The sequence below is a fragment of the Xenophilus azovorans DSM 13620 genome (assembly GCF_000745855.1).
GTDB classification, from domain to species: Bacteria; Pseudomonadota; Gammaproteobacteria; order Burkholderiales; family Burkholderiaceae_C; genus Xenophilus; species Xenophilus azovorans.
The window spans coordinates 1-20126 of sequence record NZ_JQKD01000050.1; the positions used below are offsets into that span (position 1 = coordinate 1).

The following is a 20126-nucleotide window of genomic DNA, read 5'->3' on the forward strand; positions in this document are numbered from 1 at the left end:
GTTCGCATGGGCAAGATCATCAAGGACAAGTATCCCGAGCTTGACGCCGAAGATCAGGAGGCCGTGCGCCAGCACGCCATCGCCGCCCTCAACCTCACGCAGCAGGCCAAGCGGCTTGTCACCGAAGGCGAGAGCGATGGGTCGCCCAACACCGCCCTGATCGACGGCGTGCGCCGCTTCGCGATGGACGTGCGCGAGTTGGACATCGACCTGATCGACCGCATCAACCCCTTCGGGGAAGCCTACGCCATCCTTGCCAAGACCATGAGCGAGGACAGCTTGAAGCAGGTCGCGGCAGCCATCTCGGCCAAGCGCACCTCGATCACGCCTGAGGATGCCAAAGTGATCGCCAAGCGCGCGGTTGAGTTCAAACGCGAGCGTGGGAGGGCTCCATCGGTTACCTCGCAGGACGCATGGGAAAAGCACCTTGCCGAAGGCGCGGCCGCCTTCATGCGTTTCAGGGCGGAGGGACGCTATGAGTAACTCCGATCTTGACGACCTGGCGGCAGAGCTGGCCGAGTTCGCTCCGGCTGAGAAGAAAAATGGCCGCCCAGCCAGCGAGGAGCGTGTCATTGCAGGCTTCGAGGAAATCCAACGCTTCGTAGAGCAGCACGGGCGTGCGCCGCAGCATGGCGAAGACCGCGACATATTCGAGCGCCTATATGCCGTGCGGCTTGACCGTCTACGCGCGCTCCCGGATTGGCGTGCCTTGCTTGAGCCGCTGGACCATCAAGGCTTGCTTGCTGGAGCACCGACCGTTGCCGCTTCGGCGGACGAAACCATCGACATCGACGACCTGGCTGCCGAACTGGCGGATGTCGCTGGCGCGGACGACATCACGGTCTTGCGCCACGTCCGAACCAGCGCCGAAAAGCGCGCCGCCGAGGAAGTCGCAGATCGTAAGCCCTGCGAGGACTTCGAGACCTTCCAGCCTTTGTTCGAGCGCGTGCAGGCGGAAGTCAAGACCGGCATGCGCCAGTCCCAGCCCATCGAAGCAGGCCGCCGCGCGATTGAAGCCGGGGACTTCTTCGTTCTCGATGGCCTTACGCTCTACGTCGCCGAGGTCGGTGAGCCGCTGAAGACGACGGCCGGGGAAGTGGACCGTCGCCTGCGCCTCATCTTCTCCAACGGCACCGAAAGCAATCTGCTGCTGCGCTCGCTCCAGCGTGCGTTCTACAACGACCCTGCCGCGCGGCGGCTGGCCTCGCCCGAGAGCGGGCAACTTTCTTTTGGCGGCGAGCTTGAGGCCGATGATGTGGAAAGCGGCACGATCTACGTCCTGCGCTCCCTGTCCGACCACCCCTACGTTGCCCAACACCGCGACATCATCCACAAGATGGGCGTGACGGGCGGCAGGGTTGAAACGCGCATCGCCAACGCCGAAAACGAAGCGACCTACCTGCTTGCCAAGGTCGAAGTCGTTGCGACCTACAAGCTCGCGGGGATCAATCGCACCCGGATGGAGAACCTGTTCCACAGGCTGTTTGCACCCGCGCGGTTGAGTATCACCATCAATGACCGCTTCGGCCGTCCTGTGCAGCCAGAGGAGTGGTTCCTCGTCCCGCTGTTCGTCATCGATGAGGCCGTGGCGCGCATCAAGGATGGCAGCATCACCGGCTACATCTACGACCCCGGGACCGCCAAGTTGACAAAGGCCGAGAACAGCGCAAGCGCATGATTGGCGCTGTCCTCCAGCCAGGCTAGCCTATTTGAAGTAGTTCTCCCCTGCACCAGCGCCGCTGCCGGTGCCCAAGCGAGCGAGCAAGCCGGGCATCGGTTTGCTCGGCCGTCTCACTGCCCCGGGTGGCGTGCCGGGCTGCACGGCCATGGCGACATGCCGGGGCGATTTCTGAGAGCTATGCTGCAGCGGTGTAGGGCTGGATCGTCGCCAGCTCCTCGCCGATGGATTGCCGAGTCACGTCGGCGTCATACTGGCTTTGCAGGTTCATCCAGAACTCCACGGACGTGCCGAAGAAGCGGGCGAGCCGCAGGGCCGTGTCGGCGGTGATCGCCCGGCCGTCCTTGACGATGGCGGCGATGCGCGTTTGCGGCACGTGAATGGCCTGAGCGAGCCGGTACTGGGTCAGGCTCATCGGCTCCAGAAACTCGGTCGCCAGGATTTCGCCCGGCGTCGGGATGGGTAGGGGCTTGGTCATGGTCATCACCTCAGTGGTAATCAACAATTTCAACGTCCTGCGGTCCCTCGGGCGTCCACACGAAGCAGATACGCCACTGGTCGTTCACGCGGATCGAGTGCTGCCCGGCACGGTCCCCGCGCAACGCCTCCAGCCGGTTGCCCGGCGGCACCAGCAAGTCCTGCAGAGCATGGGCGGCGTGCAGCATCCGCAGCTTGCGCAGTGCCACGCCCTCGATGTTGCGCCACCGAGGCACGCGCTGGAGCATGAACAGCGTCGCTGTCTCGGGACACTTGAAGGACTGGATTGCCATGGGACGCATAATAACGCTATGCGTTAGTAACGTAAAGCGGGATTATTCATGCGGCTGCGTCGGCGAGGTCGCGCAACGCCTCGGCGAAGGTGTAGGGGCTGGTCCGAGCGCCGACGGCGGCGAGATGCAACGGCTGCCGTCTGGCGCGTGGCAACGTCGCAACGTCAAGGCGGCGACGGTGCAGTGACGGCCTGATCTTTGGTCGAGCCCGCCAAAAATCGTCTTACATCCACCGTTACATCTGCCATGAAAAAGGCCCTGGTGCTACGAAATTCATAGCGACAGGGCCTTATGGGCGTTGGTGCCGGAGAGAGGAATCGAACCCCCGACCTTCTCATTACGAATGAGCTGCTCTACCGACTGAGCTACTCCGGCGAAGCCTGCAATTATAGCAAGGGGATCAGGCGCCGGCGCCCGTGTGGTAGCCGGTCACGCGCTCGACCTCGTTCTTGGAACCGAGGAACACGGCCACCCGTTCGTGCAGCTTGCTGGGCTGCAGGTCGAGGATGCGCTCGCGTCCGTTGGTGGCGGCGCCGCCGGCCTGCTCGACCAGCCAGGCCATGGGGTTGGCCTCGTACATCAGGCGCAGCTTGCCCGGCTTCTCGGGCTCGCGCTTGTCCCAGGGGTACATGAAGACGCCGCCGCGCGTCAGGATGCGGTGCACGTCGGCCACCATGCTGGCGATCCAGCGCATGTTGAAGTCCTTGCCGCGCGGGCCTTCCCGGCCGGTCAGGCATTCGTCGATGTAGCGCTTCACGGGGGCGTCCCAGTGGCGCATGTTGCTCATGTTGATCGCGAATTCCTTCGTGTCGGCGGGAATGCGCACGTGTTCCTGCGTCAGCACGAAGCTGCCCTGCTCGCGGTCGAGCGTGAACATCGCCACGCCGTCGCCCACGGTGAGCACCAGCGTGGTCTGCGGGCCGTAGACGCAGTAGCCGGCGGCCACCTGCTTGGCGCCGGCCTGGAGGAAGTCGGACTCCTGCACGCCGGGCTGCTCGTCGGGCTTCTTGAGCACGCTGAAGATGGTGCCGATGCTGACGTTCACGTCGATGTTGCTGGAGCCGTCGAGCGGATCGAACAGCAGCAGGTATTCGCCCTGCGGGTAGCGGTTGGGCACGACGTAGATGCTGTCCATCTCCTCGCTGGCCATGGCCGCGAGGTGGCCGCCCCATTCGTTGGCCTCGATCAGCACCTCGTTGGCGATGATGTCCAGCTTCTTCTGCACCTCGCCCTGCACGTTCTCGCTCTCGGCGGTGCCGAGCACGCCGCCCAGCGCGCCCTTGTTGACGGCCTGGCTGATGCTCTTGCAGGCGCGCGCCACCACTTCGAGCAGCAGGCGCAGCTGGGAGGGGATGAGCCCGTCGACGCGCTGCTGCTCGACGAGATAGCGGGTCAGGGAGACTTTGGATGCCATGCGTTTCGTTCCTCGGCAGATGTCAGTTTGAGAGCGCGCGGGTGACGACCTCGAGGGTGTCCTTGCTCAGTTCGGGCCGGGCGGCCACGCGGGCGATGGCCTCGCGCGCGGCGCTGCGGTAGGGCTCGGCCAGCTTGCTCCAGCGGTCCATGGCGCGCGCCAGGCGGGCGGCCACCTGCGGGTTGATGGCGTCCAGCTCGATCACGCGCTCGCTCCACCACACGTAGCCGGCGGCGTCGGGGCGGTGGAAGGCGCCGGGGTTGGCGCTGCAGTAGCTGAAGATCACGCTGCGCGCGCGGTTCGGGTTCCTGATGGAGAAGTCCGGATGCTTCATCAGCTGCTTGACCAGCGGCAGCACGTCGCCGCCGCGGTCGGGCGCGCCGGCCTGCAGGGCGAACCACTTGTCGATGACCAGCGCCTCGTCCCTGAACATGGCGTGGAAGCGCACCAGCGCCTGCTGGGCCAGTGCATGGCCCGAGACCACCAGCGCCGAAAGGGCGTTGAAGCGGTCGGTCATGTTGCCCGCGTCCTTGAAGCGCTGCAGCGTCTTGCCGGGCCAGACGGTGTCGCCCGACGCGCGCGCGGCGATGCACAGGTGCGTGAGCGCCATGCCGGCCAGCGCGCGGCGGCCGGCCGAAGCCGGGTCGGGCCGGTAGGCGCCGGTGTCCTTGTGCTCCTCGTAGGCCCAGGCCCAGTCGGACGCCAGCGCGGTGGCGAGCTGGGTGCGCATGGCCTCGCGCACCACGTGCACACGCTGCGGGTCCACCACGGCGAGCTGTTCGGCGATGTAGGTCTCCGAGGGCAGCGTGAGCACCAGTTCCTTGAAGGCGGCGTCCAGCGTGGGGTGGCGCAGCACCTGGCGCATCGCCTCGACGAAGGCCTCGCCCAGCACCGGCGTGCCGGGCGCGGGGACGCCCTCGATGGCCGCCAGCGCGGCGCGCAGCGCCAGGCGTTGGCCGGCCTCCCAGCGGTTGAACGGGTCGCTGTCGTGCGCCAGCAGGGCCAGGAGCTGCGCGTCGCCGTAGTCGAAGTCCAGCACCACCGGCGCGCTGAAGCCGCGCAGGATGGAGGGCACGGGCTCGGCGTCGATGCCGGTGAAGGTGAAGCGCTGCGCGGCCTCGGTGAGCACCAGGGTGCGCGTGCCTGCCACGGCCGGGCCGCCGTCGTCGAGCTGCAGGGGCAGGTCCTGCCCGTCGGGGCCGAGCAGGCCCAGGTTGACGGGGATGACGAAGGGCTGCTTGTCGCCCTGGCCCGGCGTGGGCGGGCAGCTCTGCGTGAAGTCCAGCGTGTAGGTGCGGGCGGCCGCGTCGTGCTGGCCGCGCACCGCCACGCGCGGCGTGCCCGACTGGCTGTACCAGCGCTTGAACTGCGGCAGGTGGCGGGCCAGCGCGCTGTCGGGGTTGGCGTCCGCGATCGCCTGGGCGAAGTCGTCGCAGGTGACGGCCTGGCCGTCGTGGCGCTGGAAGTAGAGCGTCATGCCGCGGGCGAAGCCATCGCGGCCCACCAGCGTCTGCATCATGCGCACCACCTCCGCCCCCTTCTCGTAGATGGTGACGGTGTAGAAGTTGCTGATCTCGATGTAGCTGTCGGGCCGCACCGGGTGGGCCATCGGGCCGGCGTCTTCGGGGAACTGGGCGGTGCGCAGCACGCGCACGTCCTCGATGCGCTTGACGGCGCGCGCCGACGCGTCGGCGCACAGGTCCATGCTGAATTCCTGGTCGCGGAAGACGGTGAGGCCCTCCTTGAGCGAGAGCTGGAACCAGTCGCGGCAGGTGACGCGGTCGCCCGTCCAGTTGTGGAAGTACTCGTGGCCCACCACGCTCTCGATGTTGGCGTAGTCGGCGTCGGTGGCGGTGGCCTGGCTGGCCAGCACGTACTTCGTGTTGAAGATGTTCAGGCCCTTGTTCTCCATCGCACCCATGTTGAAGTCGCTGGTGGCGACGATCATGAAGCGGTCCAGGTCGAGCGCCAGGCCGAAGCGCGACTCGTCCCACACGATGGAGTGCACGAGCGAGTTCATCGCGTGCTCGGTCTTGTCCAGGTCGCCAGCGCGCACGTAGACCTGCAGCAGGTGCTCCTTGCCGTTGCGCGCCTTCACGCGCTGCTCGCGCGCGACCAGCTTGCCGGCCACCAGGGCGAACAGGTAGCTGGGCTTCCTGAACGGGTCGGCCCAGCGCGCGAAGTGCCGGCCTTCGGGCAGGTCGCCGTGCTCGACCAGGTTGCCGTTGGACAGCAGCACCGGGTAGGCGGCCTTCTCGGCGCGCAGCGTCACCGTGTAGCTGGCCATCACGTCCGGGCGGTCCAGGAAGTAGGTGATGCGGCGGAAGCCCTCGGCCTCGCACTGCGTGAAGAAGGTGTCCTGGCTGACGAACAGGCCCATCAACTGGGTGTTCTTGGCCGGGCAGCAGGTGGTGAAGACCTCCAGCTCGAAGCTGTCGGGCAGGCCGTCGAGCACGAGCTGGTCGCCTTCCATGCGGAAGGAGGCACCCTGGCCGTCGACCAGCACGCGGGCCAGGTTCAGCTCGTCGCCGTCCAGGCGCAGCGGCTCGGCCGGCACGTCGGGGTTGCGGCGCATCTGCATGCGGTTGAGCACGCGGGTCTTGGCCGGATCGAGGTCGAAGGTCAGGTCGACGGTGTCGATCCAGTACGCCGGCGGGCGGTAATCCTCGCGGCGGATGGCCACGGGCTGGGCTTGGGCGTCACGCGAGAGCAGCATCGAGCGTCTCCAGGAAATTCGATCGGGCGAGTTGGTGGTAGTCGCGCACGGCGGCGATCACGTGCGCGCCGGCGAGTTCGGCGGGTGAATGGCTGCTGCACACGGCGACGGCGCGCATGCCGCCGCGGCGGGCAGCCTCGATGCCGAAGGGCGCGTCCTCGAAGACGATGCAGCGCTCGGGCCGGGCGCCGATGCGGCGCGCCGCCTCCAGGAAGATGGCGGGCTCGGGCTTGCCGGCCAGGCCCTCGTCGCCGCCGACGATGGCCAGCGGCAGCGGGTCCATCTTCAGGCGCGACATGGCGAAGGCGATGTTGTGTCGGTCGCCGGCGGTGCCCACGGCGATCTTCAGGCCGCGCTGCGCCGCCTGCCGGGCGAAGTCCGTGAAGCCCGCCACTTCGGTGAAGGTGGCGTCGAACAGCTCGCGGTAGATGACTTCCTTCTCGTGGACCAGCGCCAGGCACTCGTCGTCCGCCAGCTCGCGCTCGAACACCTCGCGCATGCACTCGGTGCCGGTGCGGCCGGTGGTGCGGCGCAGGATCTCGTCGGCCGGCATGGTGATGCCGTGGCGCCGCGCGAACTCCACCCACGACTTCGCATGCCAGGGCATGGAGTCGATCATGGTGCCGTCCATGTCGAAGATGAGGGCTTCCGCTTTCATCGTCACACGCCCTGCTTGAGCGACGCCTCGATGAAGGCATCCAGGTCGCCGTCCAGCACCTTCTGCGTGGCCGAGATTTCGACGTTGGTGCGCAGGTCCTTGATGCGGCTGTTGTCCAGCACATAGCTGCGGATCTGGTGGCCCCAGCCGACGTCCGTCTTGGAGTCCTCCAGCTTCTGCTGCTCTTCCTGGCGCTTGCGCATCTCGTGGTCGTACAGGCGCGAGCGCAGGCGTTTCCAGGCCACGTCGCGGTTGCTGTGCTGGCTGCGCCCGTCCTGGCACTGCACCACGATACCGGTGGGGATGTGCGTCAGGCGCACCGCCGAGTCGGTCTTGTTGATGTGCTGGCCGCCCGCGCCCGAGGCGCGATAGGTGTCGGTGCGCACGTCGGCCGGGTTGATCTCGATCTCGATGGAGTCGTCGATCTCGGGGTACACGAAGATGCTGGCAAAGCTGGTGTGACGCCCGCCCGAGGAGTCGAAGGGCGATTTGCGCACCAGGCGGTGCACGCCGGTCTCGGTGCGCAGCAGGCCGTAGGCGTACTCGCCCTCGATCTTGAGGGTGGCGCCCTTGATGCCGGCCGTGTCGCCGGGCGACTCGTCCTCCACCGTGGTCTTGAAGCCCTTGCGCTCGGCGTACTTCAGGTACTGGCGCATCAGCATGCTGGCCCAGTCCTGCGCCTCGGTGCCGCCCGCACCGGCCTGGATGTCGAGGAAGCAGTTCAGCGGATCGGCCGGGTTGTTGAACATGCGGCGGAACTCGAGCGCCTCGATTTCCTTCTGCAGCTCGGCTGCGTCGTCGGCGATGGCCTGCAGCCCGGCCTCGTCGCCTTCCTCCCGGCTCATCTCGTAGAGCTCGGTGTTGTCGGCCAGCTCACGACCCAGGCGCTCCAGCACGAGCACCACGCCGTCGAGCGCCTTCTTTTCCTTGCCCAGCTCCTGGGCCTTCTTCGGATCGTTCCAGACCGCCGGGTCTTCCAGGGCGGCGTTGACGGTCCTCAGTCGTTCGGCCTTGGCATCGTAGTCAAAGATACCTCCGCAGGTCGACCGCGCGCGTGCTCAGGTCTTCCAGGGTGGTGCCGATCTGGTTGATGCGTTCTGCGTCCATGGTGTGCGTGTCCTGTGGTCCCGAAAGGGAAAACCCGCGATTTTCTCATGCACCGCGTCCGTGGCGCCGCGGTTCAGGCGTCGGCGAGGAATTCCTCGATCAGGCCTGCCACCCGTCCGGGCTGGTCGTGGTGCAGCATGTGGCCGGCATCTTCCACGCGGGCCAGGCGCACGTCGCGCACCGACTGCAGGCGCTGCTGGAATTCCTCCAGCGTGTAGCGCCGCTTCCACCAGCCCGAGAGGCTGTCGTCGCTGGCCACCACCGTCAGCACCGGCGCCTCGATCGCGGCGTACAGCGCCAGCATCTCGTCCACGCGGAAGATGTTGGCGTTGACCACCTTGTGTGCCGGGTCGCCGAGGATGCGCCAGCGTTCGTCGCCGCCCTCCCGGGGCGCGGCGCGCGCCCACTGGCGGGCCAGCCAGTCGGCCTTGTCCTGCGTGAGGCGCGGGTTGGTCTTCATCAGGCGGCGCGCCACGCCGTCGGCGGCGCCGTAGTCGGCCAGCGCCATCTCGCCGGCGTGCAGGCGCTTGAGCTCGTCGATCCAGCGCCCGTAGCGCCCGGGAGCCTCGTCGGCGCGGAAGGCGGGCATGCCGAAGCCCTCCAGGTTGACGATGCGGCGCATGCGCTGCGGCCGCACGCCGCCGTAGTGCATGACGACGTTGCCGCCCATGCTGTGGCCCACCAGGTCCACCGGCCGGTCACCGGCGTAGTGGTCCAGCAGCCAGTCCAGGTCGGCCAGGTAGTCGGGCATCCAGTAGTTGTCGACGCCGCCGCCTTCGGTCAGGCCGAAGCCGCGCCAGTCGGGCGCGACGACGAAGCGCTCCTCGCCCAGCGCGTCGACCACGAACTGCCACGAGGCGCCCACGTCCATCCAGCCGTGCAGCAGCACCAGCGGCGGCCGGGCGGCGGAGGGCTCGCCCCAGGTCAGCACGTGGTAGCGCAGGTTGCGCACGGGGACGAACTCGGAGCGGGCAGGGCGGCGGGACTGGTACATGGGCCGGATGTTAAGGAGTGCCCGCGCGGCAGGGAAAAACCCGCTGCACAGGGCCTGCCGTGCCGGGTAGCGTCAGGCGGCAAAGGAGACACGATCCCATGCCCATCCGTTCCGCCCGGGCGGCCGCCCGCCGCTTCCGCCCCGTCATCGCCGCCGCCGCGCTCGCGGCCCTGGGCACGCTGGCCCATGCGGGCACGGTGACCGTCATCACCTCCTTCCCCAAGGATTTGACCGACGCGTACAAGAAGGCCTTCGAGGCCGCGAACCCCTCGATCAAGATCGAGGTGCTGAACAAGAACACCACCGCGGCCATCGCCTACATCAAGGAATTGCCGGCCGGCCAGCGGCCCGACGTGATGTGGGCCAGCGCGCCCGACGCCTTCGAGGTGCTGGCACGCGACAAGCTGCTGACCGCCGCGCCCGAGGTCAAGAACCCGCACACGCCCGCCAAGATCGGCAGCTACCCCATCAACGATCCCAACGGTCTGTACTACGGCCAGGCGCTGGCGGGCTACGGGATGATGTGGAACACGCGCTACCTGCAGGCCAACAAGCTGCCCGTGCCCAAGGAATGGAGCGACCTCGCGAAGCCCGAGTACTTCGGCCACGTGGCGATCAGCTCGCCCTCGCGCTCGGGCACCACGCACCTGACGGTGGAAACGCTGCTGCAGGGCGAGGGCTGGGACAAGGGCTGGACTCAGCTGCTGGAGATCATGGGCAACTGCGCCGCCGTGTCCGACCGCAGCTTCGGCGTGCCCGACGGCGTGAACAGCGGCCAGTTCGGCATCGGCCTGGTGATCGACTTCTTCGGCCTGTCGGCCAAGTACTCGGGCTTTCCGGTGGAGTTCGCGTACCCCAGCGTCACGGCCGTGGTGCCGGCCAACATCGGCCTGGTCACGGGCGGCAAGAACGCCGACGAAGCCAAGAAGTTCATTGCGTACACCCTGTCGGCGCCGGGCCAGCAGATCCTGATGGAGCCCAAGATCAGCCGCCTGCCCGTGCTGCCCTATGCCGACCTCAAGATCCCGGCCGGCTACCCCGACATCCAGGCCGTGGCCAAGCGTGCCAAGGTGCAGTTCGACTCCCATCTGTCGGGCGCGCGCTACCAGGTGGTGGTGAGCCTGTTCGACCAGATGGTGACCTTCCGCCTCAAGGAACTGCAGGCCGCGACCAAGGCCATCCACGACGCGGAAAAGCGCCTGAAGGCCAAGCCCAACGCCCAGGGCAGCGAGTTGCTCAAGCAGGCCCGCGGCTATGCCTATTCGCCGCTGGTGGGCGGCGACACGGTCAAGGACGAGCAGTTCCTCGCGCTGTTCCGCCAGAACCGGCGTGACGTGGCCGTGTCCAAGCAGCTCACGGGCCAGGAAGAGCTCTGGGCCTCGAAGGCGCGCGCCAACTACACCAAGGCCACGGAGCTGGCCAACCAGGCCGCGGCGCTGGCCAAGTGAGCGCGGCTGCCGCGGCGCGCGCCGACCGCCGGGGCCCGGGCTGGGGCGCCTGGGCGGTGGCCGGCGCGGTGCTGGCCTTCCTGCTGGTCTTCCTGCTCGTGCCGGTGGGGCTGGTGGTCTACACCGCCTTCGTCGACGGCTCGGGCGGCTTCACGCTCGGGCACTTCGGCAACTTCTTCGGCCAGAGCCTGTTCACCGAGGCCTTCCTCAACAGCCTGGCCGTCGCGCTGGCCAGCGTGGTCGTCGCCTCGCTGATCGCGGTGCCGCTGGCCTACCTCACGGTGCGCTTCGAATTCCGGGGCGCGCTCCTGATCCAGACCCTGGGCGTGCTGCCGCTGGTGATGCCGCCCTTCGTCGGCGCGGTGGCGCTGCAGCTCATCTTCGGGCGCAACGGCAGCGTCAACCTGCTGCTGGACGAGTGGTTCGGCTTCAAGGTGCCGATCATGGACGGGCTGGTGGGCGTGACCTTCGTGGAAAGCATCCACTACTTCCCCTTCATCCTGCTCAACCTGGTGGCGGCGATGCGCAACATCGACGGGGCGATGGAGGAGTCCGCGCAGAACCTGGGTGCGCGGGGCTTCCGCCTGTTCCGCCGCATCATCTTCCCGCTGGCGATGCCCGGCTTCCTGGCCGGCGCGGCGCTGGTGTTCGTCAAGGTCTTCGACGACCTGGGCACGCCGCTGGTGATGGGCGTGACCAACATGCTGGCGCCGCAGGCCTACTTGCGCATCACCTCGGTGGGCATCGACGACCCGATGGGCTACGTCATCAGCGTGTTGATGATCGGCTTCTCGATCCTGGCGCTGTGGCTGGCCGCGCGCATGACGGCCGGCCGCGACTACGCCACGCTGCAGAAGGGCGGCGGCAGCCTGCAGCGCCGCCGCCTCACGGGCGCCCAGGCGGTGCTGGCCTACGGCTGGATCGCGCTGGTGCTGCTGGTCGTGCTGGCGCCGCACATCGCCATCCTGCTGATGTCCTTCGCGCAGGTGTGGAGCTTCTCGGTGCTGCCCGACGCCTACACGCTGGATCACTACGCCACCGTCTTCACCGAGGCCAGGCCGATGATCGGCAACACGCTGCTGTACTGCGTGCTGGCGGCCGGGCTGGACGTGCTGATCGGCACCGCCATCGCCTGGCTGATCCTGCGCACCACGATCCCGGCGCGGCGCTGGCTCGATTCGCTCGCCTCGATCGCGCTGGCGATCCCGGGACTGGTGCTGGCCATCGGCTACCTGCGGCTGTTCCGCGGGGTGGACCTGCCCTTCACCGACACGCCCGTCATCACGAGCTGGGTGCTGATCATGCTGGCCTACGCGGTGCGGCGGCTGCCCTACGCGCTGCGCGCCTGCATGGCCGCGCTGCAGCAGGTGCACGTGTCGCTGGAGGAGGCGGCGCAGAGCCTGGGCGCCACGCGCTGGCGCACGGCGCGCCGCGTCATGGTGCCGCTGATGGCCGGCGGCATCCTGGCGGGCTTCGTCACCAGCTTCATCACGGCGGCGGTGGAGCTGTCGGCCACCATCCTGCTCACCTCGGCCGAGAGCCAGGCGCCGATGAGCTACGGCATCTACCTGTACATGCAGAGCGCCGCCGGCCGCGGGCCGGGCGCGGCGCTGGGCGTGCTGGCCGTGGTGGTCGTGGCGCTGGGCACCTGGGCTTCGCACCGCTTCGCGGAGAGAACGCGGGCACCGGAAAGGGAATCGTCATGAAGAAGGCATCGCTCGAGGCGCGCCACGTCAGCCTGAGCTATGGCAGCAACGAGGTGCTGCGCGACATCGACCTGAAAGTGGAGCCGGGCGAGTTCTTCGCGCTGCTCGGGCCGTCGGGCTCGGGCAAGTCCACGCTGCTGCGCCTCATCGCCGGCTTCAACCAGCACCAGCGCGGCGAGCTGCTGGTGGACGGGAAGGACATCACCGGCGTGCCGCTGCATGCGCGCCACATCGGCATGGTGTTCCAGAGCTACGCGCTGTGGCCCCACATGAGCGTGTGGGACAACGTCGCCTTCGGGCTGGTGGAGCGGCGCGAGACGCGCGACGCGATCCGGCGCAAGGTGGCGGCCGCGCTGGAGCTGGTGGGCCTGGCCGACTACGCGAAGCGCCGCCCTGGGCAGCTCTCCGGCGGTCAGCAGCAGCGCGTGGCGCTGGCGCGCACCGTGGTGGTCGAGCCGCGCCTGCTGCTGCTGGACGAGCCGCTGTCCAACCTCGACAAGAACCTGCGCGTGCAGATGCGCGACGAACTCAAGCGCCTGCAGCGCACGCTGGGCCTGACGACCATCTTCGTCACCCACGACCAGGAGGAGGCCATGACCACCGCCGACCGCATGGCCGTGCTCGACCGCGGCGTGCTGCAGCAGGTCGGCTCGGCCGCGGGCCTGTTCGACGAGCCGGTGAACCGCTTCGTGGCCGGCTTCGTCGGCACCGCCAACCTGCTCGAAGGCCGCGTCGAGGCGGTGGAGGAGGACGGCAGCGTGCGCTTCGAGGCCGAGGGCATCGGTCCGCTGCGCCTGCCGGCCGCCGGGCTGGCCGGCCCGCCGCCGGCGCCCGGCCCGGCGGCCATGGCCTTCCGGCCGCACCAGGTGCTGCTGCAGGCGCCGGCCGAGCCGACCGACCCGGCGCGCGCGTGGCTCGACGGCACGGTCGAGAGCACCGAGTTCCTGGGCGAGTTCTCGCGCTACCGGCTGCGGGTGGGCCGCGTCTCGCTGGTGGCCGACGAGGCGCACTACGCCGGGCACCCCGTGCTGGCGCCCGGCGCCTTCGTGCGGCTGGGCATCGAGCCGGGGCAGGTGCGCTTCCTCGCGGCCTGATCCGCCGGCGCGCGCAAGGCAGGCAGGGGCGGCGGTAGCATCCGCCCCATGAATCTCCCCCAAGTCACCCTTGGCCGCAGCGACCTGCGCGTCACGCCCATCTGCCTGGGCACCATGACCTTCGGCGAGCAGGTGGACGAGCCCACCGCCCACGCCATCCTCAGCCGCTCGCTGGAGCGCGGCGTCGACTTCATCGACACGGCCGAGATGTACGCCGTGCCCGCGCGCAAGGAAACCTGCGGCGCCACCGAGGCCATCATCGGCAACTGGTTCAAGGCCAACCCCGGCGCACGGCGCAAGCTCACGCTGGCCACCAAGGTGGCCGGCCCCTCGCGCGGCATGCCCTGGGTGCGGGAGGGCCTGGGGATGACGGCCGCCGACATCGCCGCCTCGTGCGAGGGCAGCCTGCGCCGCCTGCAGACGGACGTGATCGACCTCTACCAGATCCACTGGCCCGAGCGCCACGTGCCGGCCTTCGGCAACATCCACTACGACCCGGCCAAGGAGAAGTCGCAGACCTCCATCCACGAGCAGCTGGAGGCGCTGGCCGCGCTGGTGAAGGCCGGCAAGGTGCGCTACATCGGCCTGTCGAACGAGACGCCCTACGGCGTGCACGAGTTCGTGCGGCTGGCGGAGCAGCACGGCCTGCCGCGCGTGGCCACGGTGCAGAACGTCTACTGCCTGATCAGCCGCGCGCTGGAGAACGGCCTGGACGAGACGATGCACCGCCTCGACGTGTCGCTGCTGGTCTATTCGCCCCTGGGCTTCGGCCTGCTGACGGGCAAGTACGACGCCGGCGGCACCGAAGGACCGGAGGCGCCGAAGGGCGCGCGCATCTCCAGCTATGAGTCGGTGCGCAAGCAGCGCTGGGGCCGACCGGACGCGCTGGCCGCGGCGCGCCGCTACAACCAGCTCGCCCGCGAGCACGGCCTGACGCCGACGCGGATGGCGCTGGCCTTCTGCTACACCAAGTGGCAGGTCGCCAGCACCATCATCGGCGTGACCTCGCTGGCGCAGCTCGACGAGAACCTGGACGCGTGGGGCACCACGCTCTCACCCGAGCTGCTGGCCGAGATCGATGCCATCCGCTGGGAGATGCGCGACCCCGCCGCCTGACGCCGATGGCGAAGAAGGACAAGGCCCACGTCAGCGAGACGCCCGCCACCGCGGTGCTGAAGGCGGCCGGCGTCGCCTTCACCGAGCACCCCTACGAGTACCTGGAACACGGCGGCGCGCAGCACAGCGCGCAGGTGCTGGGCCTGGACCCGTTCGCCGTGGTCAAGACGCTGGTGATGCAGGACCAGGATGCGAAGCCGCTCGTCGTGCTGATGCACGGCAACCGCACCGTCTCGACCAAGAACCTGGCGCGCCAGATCGGCGCCAAGTCGGTCGAGCCCTGCCGGCCCGAGGTGGCGCAGCGCCACTCCGGCTACCAGGTGGGCGGCACCTCGCCCTTCGGCACGCGGCGCACGATGCCGGTGTACATCGAGTCCACCATCCTCGAGCTGCCGCGCATCGCCATCAACGGCGGCCGGCGCGGCTACCTGGTGGGCATCGCGCCGCAGGTGTGCGTGCAGCTGCTCGGCGCCAGGCCGGTGCAGTGCGCGCTGGCGATGGAATCATGATCCGGCTGCTGCGCCCGCGCCTCGCGCTCGCCTGGCTGGCCTGCGCGGCCGGCCTGCTGGCCGGCTGCTCGCTGCCGCCGCTGGAAGGGCGCAGCGCCTCGCAGGCGCTGCCGGCCGCCGAGGCCCGCGAGACGCCGCTGGGCCGGGCGATCGAGCCGCTGGCGCAGCAGCATCCCGGCCAGGCCGGCATCCACCCGCTGACCGATCCGCGCGAGGCCTTCGCTGCGCGCGTGCAACTGGCCCGGCAGGCGCAGCGCACGCTGGACGTGCAATACTACATCTGGCGCGGCGACACCACCGGCATGCTGCTGCTGGAGGCGCTGCGCGCCGCCGCCGACCGCGGCGTGCGCGTGCGCCTGCTGCTCGACGACAACGGCATCGCCGGCCTGGACGCCGAACTGGCCGCGCTGGACGCGCATCCGCAGGTCGAGGTGCGCCTGTTCAACCCCTTCGCCTTCCGCGCCTTCAAGCCGCTGGGCTACGTGACGGACTTCGCCCGCGCCAACCGGCGCATGCACAACAAGAGCTTCACCGCCGACGGCACCGCCACCGTGATCGGCGGGCGCAACGTGGGCGACGAGTACTTCGGCGCCACCGACGGCGTCCTCTTCGCCGACCTCGACGTGCTGGCGGTGGGGCCGGTGGCGCAGGCGGTGTCGGCCTCCTTCGATGGCTACTGGGCCAGCGGCTCGTCGTATCCCATCGCCGCGCTGGTGGGCGAGCCCTCGGCGAAGGCGCTGGCCGAGGCCGAGGGCCGCGCGGCACTGGCGCAGCGTTCGCCCGCCGCCGCGGCCTACAAGGAGGCGGTGCAGCGGCTGCCCTTCGCGCAGCAGCTCGTCGAAGGCCGCCTGCCGCTGGTCTGGGCGCCGACCCAGCTCGTGGCGGACGATCCGGCCAAGGGCCTGGCGCGCGCCGGGCGCGAGCAACTGCTGATCCACCACATGGCCGAGGCCGTCGGCGAGCCCGCGCGCTCGCTGGACCTGGTGTCGCCGTACTTCGTGCCCACCGACCAGGGCGCCGACTACTTCGCCGCGCTGGCGAAGCGCGGCGTGCGCGTGCGCATCCTCACCAACTCGATGGCGGCCACGGACGTGCTGGCCGTGCATTCGGGCTACGCGCGGCACCGGCAGCGGCTGCTGGAGGCCGGTGTGGTGCTCTACGAACTCAAGCCCGATCCCGCGGGCGATTCGCCGGCCGGCGCGCCCGCCGAGGCGGGCCGCAGGGAAGGGCGGGGCCTGCTCGGCAGCTCCGGCTCCAGCCTGCATGCCAAGACCTTCGGCGTGGACGGGCGGCGGGTGTTCGTCGGCTCCTTCAACTTCGACCCGCGCTCGGCGCGGCTGAACACCGAGCTGGGCCTGGTCATCGACAGCCCGCTGCTGGCGCAGCAGATGGAGCGCGTGTTCTCCGAGCGGCTGCCCGCCAGCAGCTGGCAGGTGCGGCGCGACCCGGACGCCGGCACGCTGCGCTGGATCGACGCGGCGCAGCAGCCGCCCGCCGAGTTCGTCTCGGAACCGCTCACCCGCGGGTGGCAGCGCCTGGCCGTGATGCTGCTGTCGCTGCTGCCCATCGAGTGGATGCTGTGACGGCGCGCAGGAGGGCCGCTGGCACAATGCCGCAGCCCTTCCCGGAGACATGCTGTTGAATCTGCCCGCCCTCGTCGCCATCGTGGCCGCCTATCTCGTCGGTTCGCTGTCCTTCGCCGTCATCGTCAGCCGCCTGCTCGGCATGGACGACCCGCGCAGCTACGGCAGCGGCAACCCGGGTGCGACCAACGTGCTGCGCTCCGGCCGCAAGGGCGCCGCGCTGGCCACGCTGGTGCTGGATGCGGTCAAGGGCTGGCTGCCGGTGTGGGCCGTCCACCAGTGGGGCGGCGCGTGGGGGCTGGGCGAGGGCACGGCCGCGCTGGCCGGCCTGGCCGCCTTCCTGGGCCACCTGTACCCGGTGTTCTTCGGCTTCCAGGGCGGCAAGGGCGTGGCGACGGCGGCCGGCGTGCTGTTCGGCATCGACTGGCTGCTGGGCCTGGCCACGGGCGCGACCTGGCTGATCATCGCCTTCTTCTTCCGCTATTCGTCGCTGGCCTCGCTGGTGGCGGCCTTCTTCGCGCCGGCCTACTACCTGCTGGGCGGGCAGATCGCCTGGCCCATGCGCCGCACGGTGCTGGCGGCGCTCATCGTCATGAGCCTGCTGCTGGCCTGGCGCCACCGAGAGAACATCCGGCGGCTCCTGGCCGGCACCGAATCGAAGATCGGCAGCAAGGCCAAGGCGCCCGCGGCCGACAAGACACCCTGAAAGGACACCCGCCATGCCCCAGCTCACCCGCTTCCACGTCGGCCCCCGTCTGTCGGAGATGGCCGTGCACAACGGCACCGTCTACCTCGCCGGCCAGGTGCCCGACGACACCACGCAGGACATCCGCGGCCAGGCCGCGCAGGTGCTGGCGATGGTCGACAAGCTGCTGGCCGAGGCCGGCACCGACAAGTCGCGCATCCTGATGACGCAGATCTTCCTGACCGACATCAGCGAGATCGCCGCGATGAACGAGGTGTGGGACGCCTGGATCCCCGCCGGCCACACGCCGCCGCGCGCCACCGTGCAGGCGGCGCTGGCCAATCCGGCCTACAAGATCGAGATCGTGGTCACGGCCGCGCTGCCGTGAGGATCAGAAGCGCTTTTCCAGCACCATCTGGTCGGCGTCGCGCCGCATCGAGAAGCGGCCGATGAAGCTGTTGCCCAGCAGCACGAAGGGCATCGACTGGGGCGAGACCACGGCGTCCACGTCGTAGACCTCCACGTCGCCCACGCGCACCGACGAGAGCTTGATGCGGTGCCCCACCGCCACGCCGTTGGCCGTGTTGATCTGCACCGGCTGGCCCTTGCTGTAGTCCAGCCCGATGCGCTGCGCGTCGGCCGCCGACAGGGCCACCGCGGTGGCGCCCGTGTCGAGCATGAAGTTCACCGTGCGGCCGTTGATCGTGCCCTGCGTCATGAAGTGGCCGCGGCCGTCCACCGGCAGCACGATGCGCGTGCCGCCCGCGCTGCGCGGCGCACCGCCGATGCTCACCGGCTGGTCCATGCGCAGCACCAGGCGCTGGCCGCCGGATTCCACCGTCGCCTGGCCGCCCTGCAGGCTCACCAGGCGCACGCCCTGCACCGTCTCGCCGGGGGCCACGGTGCGCGGCGCGCCGCCGTCGACGACGAGGATCGCCCGGCTGCCGATGGTGCCGGTGAGCATCACCGACTGGGCCTGCGCGGCCAGGCTGGCCGCCAGCAGGGCGAGGGCGGCGAACGGCGGCTTCATCATCGGCGCGTCAGTCCCGGAAGTTGTTGAACGACAGCGGCAGGTCCGCCATGTCCTTGCGGATCAGTGCCATCGCGGCCTGCAGGTCGTCCTTCTTGGCGCCGGTCACGCGCACCGCATCGCCCTGGATGGCGGCCTGCACCTTGAGCTTGCTGTCCTTGAGCAGGCGCTGGATCTTCTTGCCGTCCTCGGTGGAGATGCCGCTGCGCACGGTGATCACCTGCCTGACCTTGTCGCCGCCGATCTTCTGCACGCTGCCTTTGTCGAGGAAGCGCACGTCCACGCTGCGCTTGGTCAGCTTGCCGCGCAGGATGTCCTCCACCTGCGCGAGCTGGAACTCGGCGTCGCCGGTGAGGGTGATCTCCTTGTCCTTGAGCTCGATGGCGGCGGCCGTGCCCTTGAAGTCGAAGCGGGTGCCGATCTCCTTGGCAGCGTTGTCCACGGCGTTGCGCACCTCCACCAGATTGGGTTCGCACACGGTGTCGAAGGAAGGCATGGGCGGGATCTCCTGAAGCGTCGGTGCGCCCTCTGGCGACAGGGCGCGGGTGCGACAATTCTCCCATGATCGTCGAGCGAAACGCCCCCCTGCAGCCGCACAACAGCTTCGGCATCGTCGCGCGCGCCCAGCAGATGGTGCGCATCGAAAGCGAGGACGACGTGCACGCCGTGCTGGCCGATGCGCGCTGGCAGGGCGTGCCGAAATTCGTGCTCGGCGGCGGCAGCAACATCGTGCTCACCGGCGACGTCAAGGCATTGGTGCTGAAGGTCGAGATCCGCGGCCGCCGGCTGGTCGAGGAGACGCCGCGCGCCTGGATCGTCGAGGCCGGCGCCGGCGAGGTCTGGCACGACACGGTGCGGTGGCTGCTGGAGCAGGGCTGGCCGGGGCTGGAGAACATGGCGCTCATCCCCGGCACGGTGGGCGGTGCGCCGGTGCAGAACATCGGCGCCTACGGCGTCGAGCTGCAGGACCGCTTCGAGTCGCTGGACGGCATCGACCTGGCGACGGGCCGGCCCTTCACGCTCGATGCCGCGCAGTGCGCCTTCGGCTACCGCGACTCGGTGTTCAAGCACGTGGCCGCCGGCCCCAACGACTTCGGCCTGGCCGGCCGGGCGCTCATCACCCGCGTGCGGCTGCGGCTGCCCAGGCCCTGGAAGCCCGAGCTGGGCTACCTCGATTTGGCGCGCAGGATGGCCGAGACCGGCATCGCCGAGCCCACGCCGATGCAGATCTTCGACTGGGTGTGCGCGATCCGCAGCGCCAAGCTGCCCGACTGGCGCGTGCTGGGCAACGCCGGCAGCTTCTTCAAGAACCCCACCGTCACGCCCGAGCAGTGCGCCGACATCATCGCGCGCGACCCGAAGATCGTGCACTACCCCATGCCCGACGGCACGGTGAAGCTGGCGGCCGGCTGGCTGATCGACGCCTGCGGCTGGAAGGGCAAGTCGGTCGGCAACGCCGGCGTGTACGAGAAGCAGGCGCTGGTGCTGGTCAACCGCGGCGGGCGCGCGCACCCGGCCACCGGCGGTGAGGTGATGACGCTGGCCAAGGCGATCCAGACCAGCGTGTACGAGCGATTCGGCATCCGGCTGGAGCCGGAGCCGGTGGTGGTTTAGGGCC

19 protein-coding genes, 1 tRNA gene and 1 pseudogene are annotated in these 20126 nt (G+C 69.4%); 11 read left to right on the top strand and 10 right to left on the bottom strand.

The window, feature by feature from the left end; all coding sequences use genetic code 11:
- Window positions 1-483, top strand: a pseudogene (locus Q392_RS21590) (DEAD/DEAH box helicase); the annotation flags it as partial.
- The gene (locus tag Q392_RS21595) at window positions 476-1678 is read left to right on the top strand and encodes a GIY-YIG nuclease family protein (protein ID WP_038212172.1); all 1203 of its coding nucleotides are present in this window, start codon (window positions 476-478) and stop codon (window positions 1676-1678) included. The pseudogene Q392_RS21590 and the gene Q392_RS21595, both read left to right, overlap by 8 nt.
- 178 nt (window positions 1679-1856) lie before the next feature.
- Here Q392_RS21595 and Q392_RS21600 read toward each other — a convergent pair whose 3' ends face one another.
- The 8 genes from Q392_RS21600 to Q392_RS21635 form a co-directional block, all read right to left on the bottom strand.
- Window positions 1857-2156: a HigA family addiction module antitoxin gene (locus Q392_RS21600; protein WP_038212260.1), complete on the bottom strand. Its 300-nt coding sequence runs from the start codon at window positions 2154-2156 to the stop codon at window positions 1857-1859.
- A 10-nt stretch (window positions 2157-2166) separates the two neighbouring features.
- Window positions 2167-2448 (bottom strand): type II toxin-antitoxin system RelE/ParE family toxin, encoded by a 282-nt coding sequence (locus Q392_RS21605; RefSeq protein WP_038212262.1) that lies wholly within the window; start codon window positions 2446-2448, stop codon window positions 2167-2169.
- Between the two features lie 299 nt (window positions 2449-2747).
- Window positions 2748-2823: transfer RNA gene (locus tag Q392_RS21610), tRNA-Thr, on the bottom strand.
- 25 nt (window positions 2824-2848) lie between these two features.
- Complete coding sequence (locus Q392_RS21615) at window positions 2849-3862, bottom strand: class 1 fructose-bisphosphatase (protein WP_038212174.1); 1014 nt, start codon at window positions 3860-3862, stop codon at window positions 2849-2851.
- Window positions 3863-3884: 22 nt separating this feature from the next.
- On the bottom strand, window positions 3885-6578 hold the full coding sequence (gene pepN, locus Q392_RS21620) for an aminopeptidase N (protein ID WP_038212176.1): 2694 nt from the start codon (window positions 6576-6578) through the stop codon (window positions 3885-3887).
- Window positions 6562-7236, bottom strand: coding sequence for an HAD family hydrolase (locus Q392_RS21625; RefSeq protein ID WP_211260274.1), 675 nt, complete (start codon window positions 7234-7236; stop codon window positions 6562-6564). Before Q392_RS21625 ends, pepN begins: the two co-directional genes overlap by 17 nt.
- Window positions 7237-7238: 2 nt before the next feature.
- Window positions 7239-8343, bottom strand: a protein-coding gene (prfB, locus tag Q392_RS21630; RefSeq protein ID WP_157008130.1) for a peptide chain release factor 2 whose coding sequence is annotated in 2 segments (ribosomal slippage) — window positions 7239-8261 and window positions 8263-8343 — 1104 coding nt in all. Because the reading frame shifts where the segments join, the coding sequence is not laid out codon by codon here.
- A 73-nt stretch (window positions 8344-8416) separates the two neighbouring features.
- Window positions 8417-9337 carry an alpha/beta fold hydrolase gene (locus tag Q392_RS21635; protein ID WP_038212185.1) on the bottom strand — a complete coding sequence of 307 codons (921 nt, stop codon included), beginning with the start codon at window positions 9335-9337 and terminating at the stop codon, window positions 8417-8419.
- 98 nt (window positions 9338-9435) lie between these two features.
- Between Q392_RS21635 and Q392_RS21640 the strand changes: the two genes are divergently transcribed.
- From Q392_RS21640 to Q392_RS21675, 8 genes are read left to right on the top strand one after another with little or no spacing between them, the layout of a single operon-like run.
- A complete protein-coding gene (locus Q392_RS21640) occupies window positions 9436-10785 on the top strand; it encodes an ABC transporter substrate-binding protein (protein WP_051953842.1) in 1350 nt (449 codons plus the stop codon).
- Between the two features lie 56 nt (window positions 10786-10841).
- The gene (locus Q392_RS21645; RefSeq protein WP_245610775.1) at window positions 10842-12491 is read left to right on the top strand and encodes an ABC transporter permease; all 1650 of its coding nucleotides are present in this window, start codon (window positions 10842-10844) and stop codon (window positions 12489-12491) included.
- Complete coding sequence (locus tag Q392_RS21650; protein ID WP_038212190.1) at window positions 12488-13585, top strand: ABC transporter ATP-binding protein; 1098 nt, start codon at window positions 12488-12490, stop codon at window positions 13583-13585. Before Q392_RS21645 ends, Q392_RS21650 begins: the two co-directional genes overlap by 4 nt.
- Window positions 13586-13633: 48 nt before the next feature.
- Window positions 13634-14701: an aldo/keto reductase gene (locus Q392_RS21655; RefSeq protein ID WP_038212192.1), complete on the top strand. Its 1068-nt coding sequence runs from the start codon at window positions 13634-13636 to the stop codon at window positions 14699-14701.
- A 5-nt stretch (window positions 14702-14706) separates the two neighbouring features.
- A complete protein-coding gene (locus Q392_RS21660; protein WP_038212194.1) occupies window positions 14707-15210 on the top strand; it encodes an aminoacyl-tRNA deacylase in 504 nt (167 codons plus the stop codon).
- Complete coding sequence (locus Q392_RS21665) at window positions 15207-16793, top strand: phospholipase D family protein (RefSeq protein WP_084217322.1); 1587 nt, start codon at window positions 15207-15209, stop codon at window positions 16791-16793. Before Q392_RS21660 ends, Q392_RS21665 begins: the two co-directional genes overlap by 4 nt.
- A gap of 49 nt (window positions 16794-16842) precedes the next feature.
- Window positions 16843-17499, top strand: a complete 657-nt coding sequence (plsY, locus tag Q392_RS21670; protein ID WP_038212196.1) for a glycerol-3-phosphate 1-O-acyltransferase PlsY — start codon at window positions 16843-16845, stop codon at window positions 17497-17499.
- 13 nt (window positions 17500-17512) lie between these two features.
- Window positions 17513-17866 (top strand): RidA family protein, encoded by a 354-nt coding sequence (locus tag Q392_RS21675; RefSeq protein WP_038212198.1) that lies wholly within the window; start codon window positions 17513-17515, stop codon window positions 17864-17866.
- 3 nt (window positions 17867-17869) lie between these two features.
- On the opposite strand, the gene Q392_RS21680 is transcribed toward Q392_RS21675, so the two are convergent.
- Together Q392_RS21680 and Q392_RS21685 are read right to left on the bottom strand one after the other, a co-directional pair.
- Entirely contained in the window at window positions 17870-18508 is a 639-nt protein-coding gene (locus tag Q392_RS21680; RefSeq protein ID WP_038212277.1) for a retropepsin-like aspartic protease family protein, read from the bottom strand.
- Window positions 18509-18518: 10 nt separating this feature from the next.
- Window positions 18519-19004, bottom strand: coding sequence for a YajQ family cyclic di-GMP-binding protein (locus Q392_RS21685; protein WP_038212209.1), 486 nt, complete (start codon window positions 19002-19004; stop codon window positions 18519-18521).
- 65 nt (window positions 19005-19069) lie between these two features.
- Between Q392_RS21685 and murB the strand changes: the two genes are divergently transcribed.
- Window positions 19070-20122 (top strand): UDP-N-acetylmuramate dehydrogenase, encoded by a 1053-nt coding sequence (gene murB, locus Q392_RS21690; protein ID WP_038212211.1) that lies wholly within the window; start codon window positions 19070-19072, stop codon window positions 20120-20122.
- Window positions 20123-20126 lie beyond the last annotated feature (4 nt).

What these genes read in the sequence shown, in the direction of transcription:
- plsY (WP_038212196.1), top strand. Translation starts at nt 16,843, where the DNA reads ATGCTGTTGAATCTGCCCGCCCTCGTCGCCATCGTGGCCGCCTATCTC.
- murB (WP_038212211.1), top strand. Translation starts at nt 19,070, where the DNA reads ATGATCGTCGAGCGAAACGCCCCCCTGCAGCCGCACAACAGCTTCGGC.
- Q392_RS21625 (WP_211260274.1), bottom strand. Translation starts at nt 7,236, where the DNA reads ATGAAAGCGGAAGCCCTCATCTTCGACATGGACGGCACCATGATCGAC.
- Q392_RS21680 (WP_038212277.1), bottom strand. Translation starts at nt 18,508, where the DNA reads ATGAAGCCGCCGTTCGCCGCCCTCGCCCTGCTGGCGGCCAGCCTGGCC.
- Q392_RS21660 (WP_038212194.1), top strand. Translation starts at nt 14,707, where the DNA reads ATGGCGAAGAAGGACAAGGCCCACGTCAGCGAGACGCCCGCCACCGCG.
- Q392_RS21675 (WP_038212198.1), top strand. Translation starts at nt 17,513, where the DNA reads ATGCCCCAGCTCACCCGCTTCCACGTCGGCCCCCGTCTGTCGGAGATG.
- Q392_RS21595 (WP_038212172.1), top strand. Translation starts at nt 476, where the DNA reads ATGAGTAACTCCGATCTTGACGACCTGGCGGCAGAGCTGGCCGAGTTC.
- pepN (WP_038212176.1), bottom strand. Translation starts at nt 6,578, where the DNA reads ATGCTGCTCTCGCGTGACGCCCAAGCCCAGCCCGTGGCCATCCGCCGC.
- Q392_RS21655 (WP_038212192.1), top strand. Translation starts at nt 13,634, where the DNA reads ATGAATCTCCCCCAAGTCACCCTTGGCCGCAGCGACCTGCGCGTCACG.
- Q392_RS21600 (WP_038212260.1), bottom strand. Translation starts at nt 2,156, where the DNA reads ATGACCAAGCCCCTACCCATCCCGACGCCGGGCGAAATCCTGGCGACC.
- Q392_RS21665 (WP_084217322.1), top strand. Translation starts at nt 15,207, where the DNA reads ATGATCCGGCTGCTGCGCCCGCGCCTCGCGCTCGCCTGGCTGGCCTGC.
- Q392_RS21635 (WP_038212185.1), bottom strand. Translation starts at nt 9,337, where the DNA reads ATGTACCAGTCCCGCCGCCCTGCCCGCTCCGAGTTCGTCCCCGTGCGC.
- Q392_RS21640 (WP_051953842.1), top strand. Translation starts at nt 9,436, where the DNA reads ATGCCCATCCGTTCCGCCCGGGCGGCCGCCCGCCGCTTCCGCCCCGTC.
- Q392_RS21650 (WP_038212190.1), top strand. Translation starts at nt 12,488, where the DNA reads ATGAAGAAGGCATCGCTCGAGGCGCGCCACGTCAGCCTGAGCTATGGC.
- Q392_RS21615 (WP_038212174.1), bottom strand. Translation starts at nt 3,862, where the DNA reads ATGGCATCCAAAGTCTCCCTGACCCGCTATCTCGTCGAGCAGCAGCGC.
- Q392_RS21685 (WP_038212209.1), bottom strand. Translation starts at nt 19,004, where the DNA reads ATGCCTTCCTTCGACACCGTGTGCGAACCCAATCTGGTGGAGGTGCGC.
- Q392_RS21605 (WP_038212262.1), bottom strand. Translation starts at nt 2,448, where the DNA reads ATGGCAATCCAGTCCTTCAAGTGTCCCGAGACAGCGACGCTGTTCATG.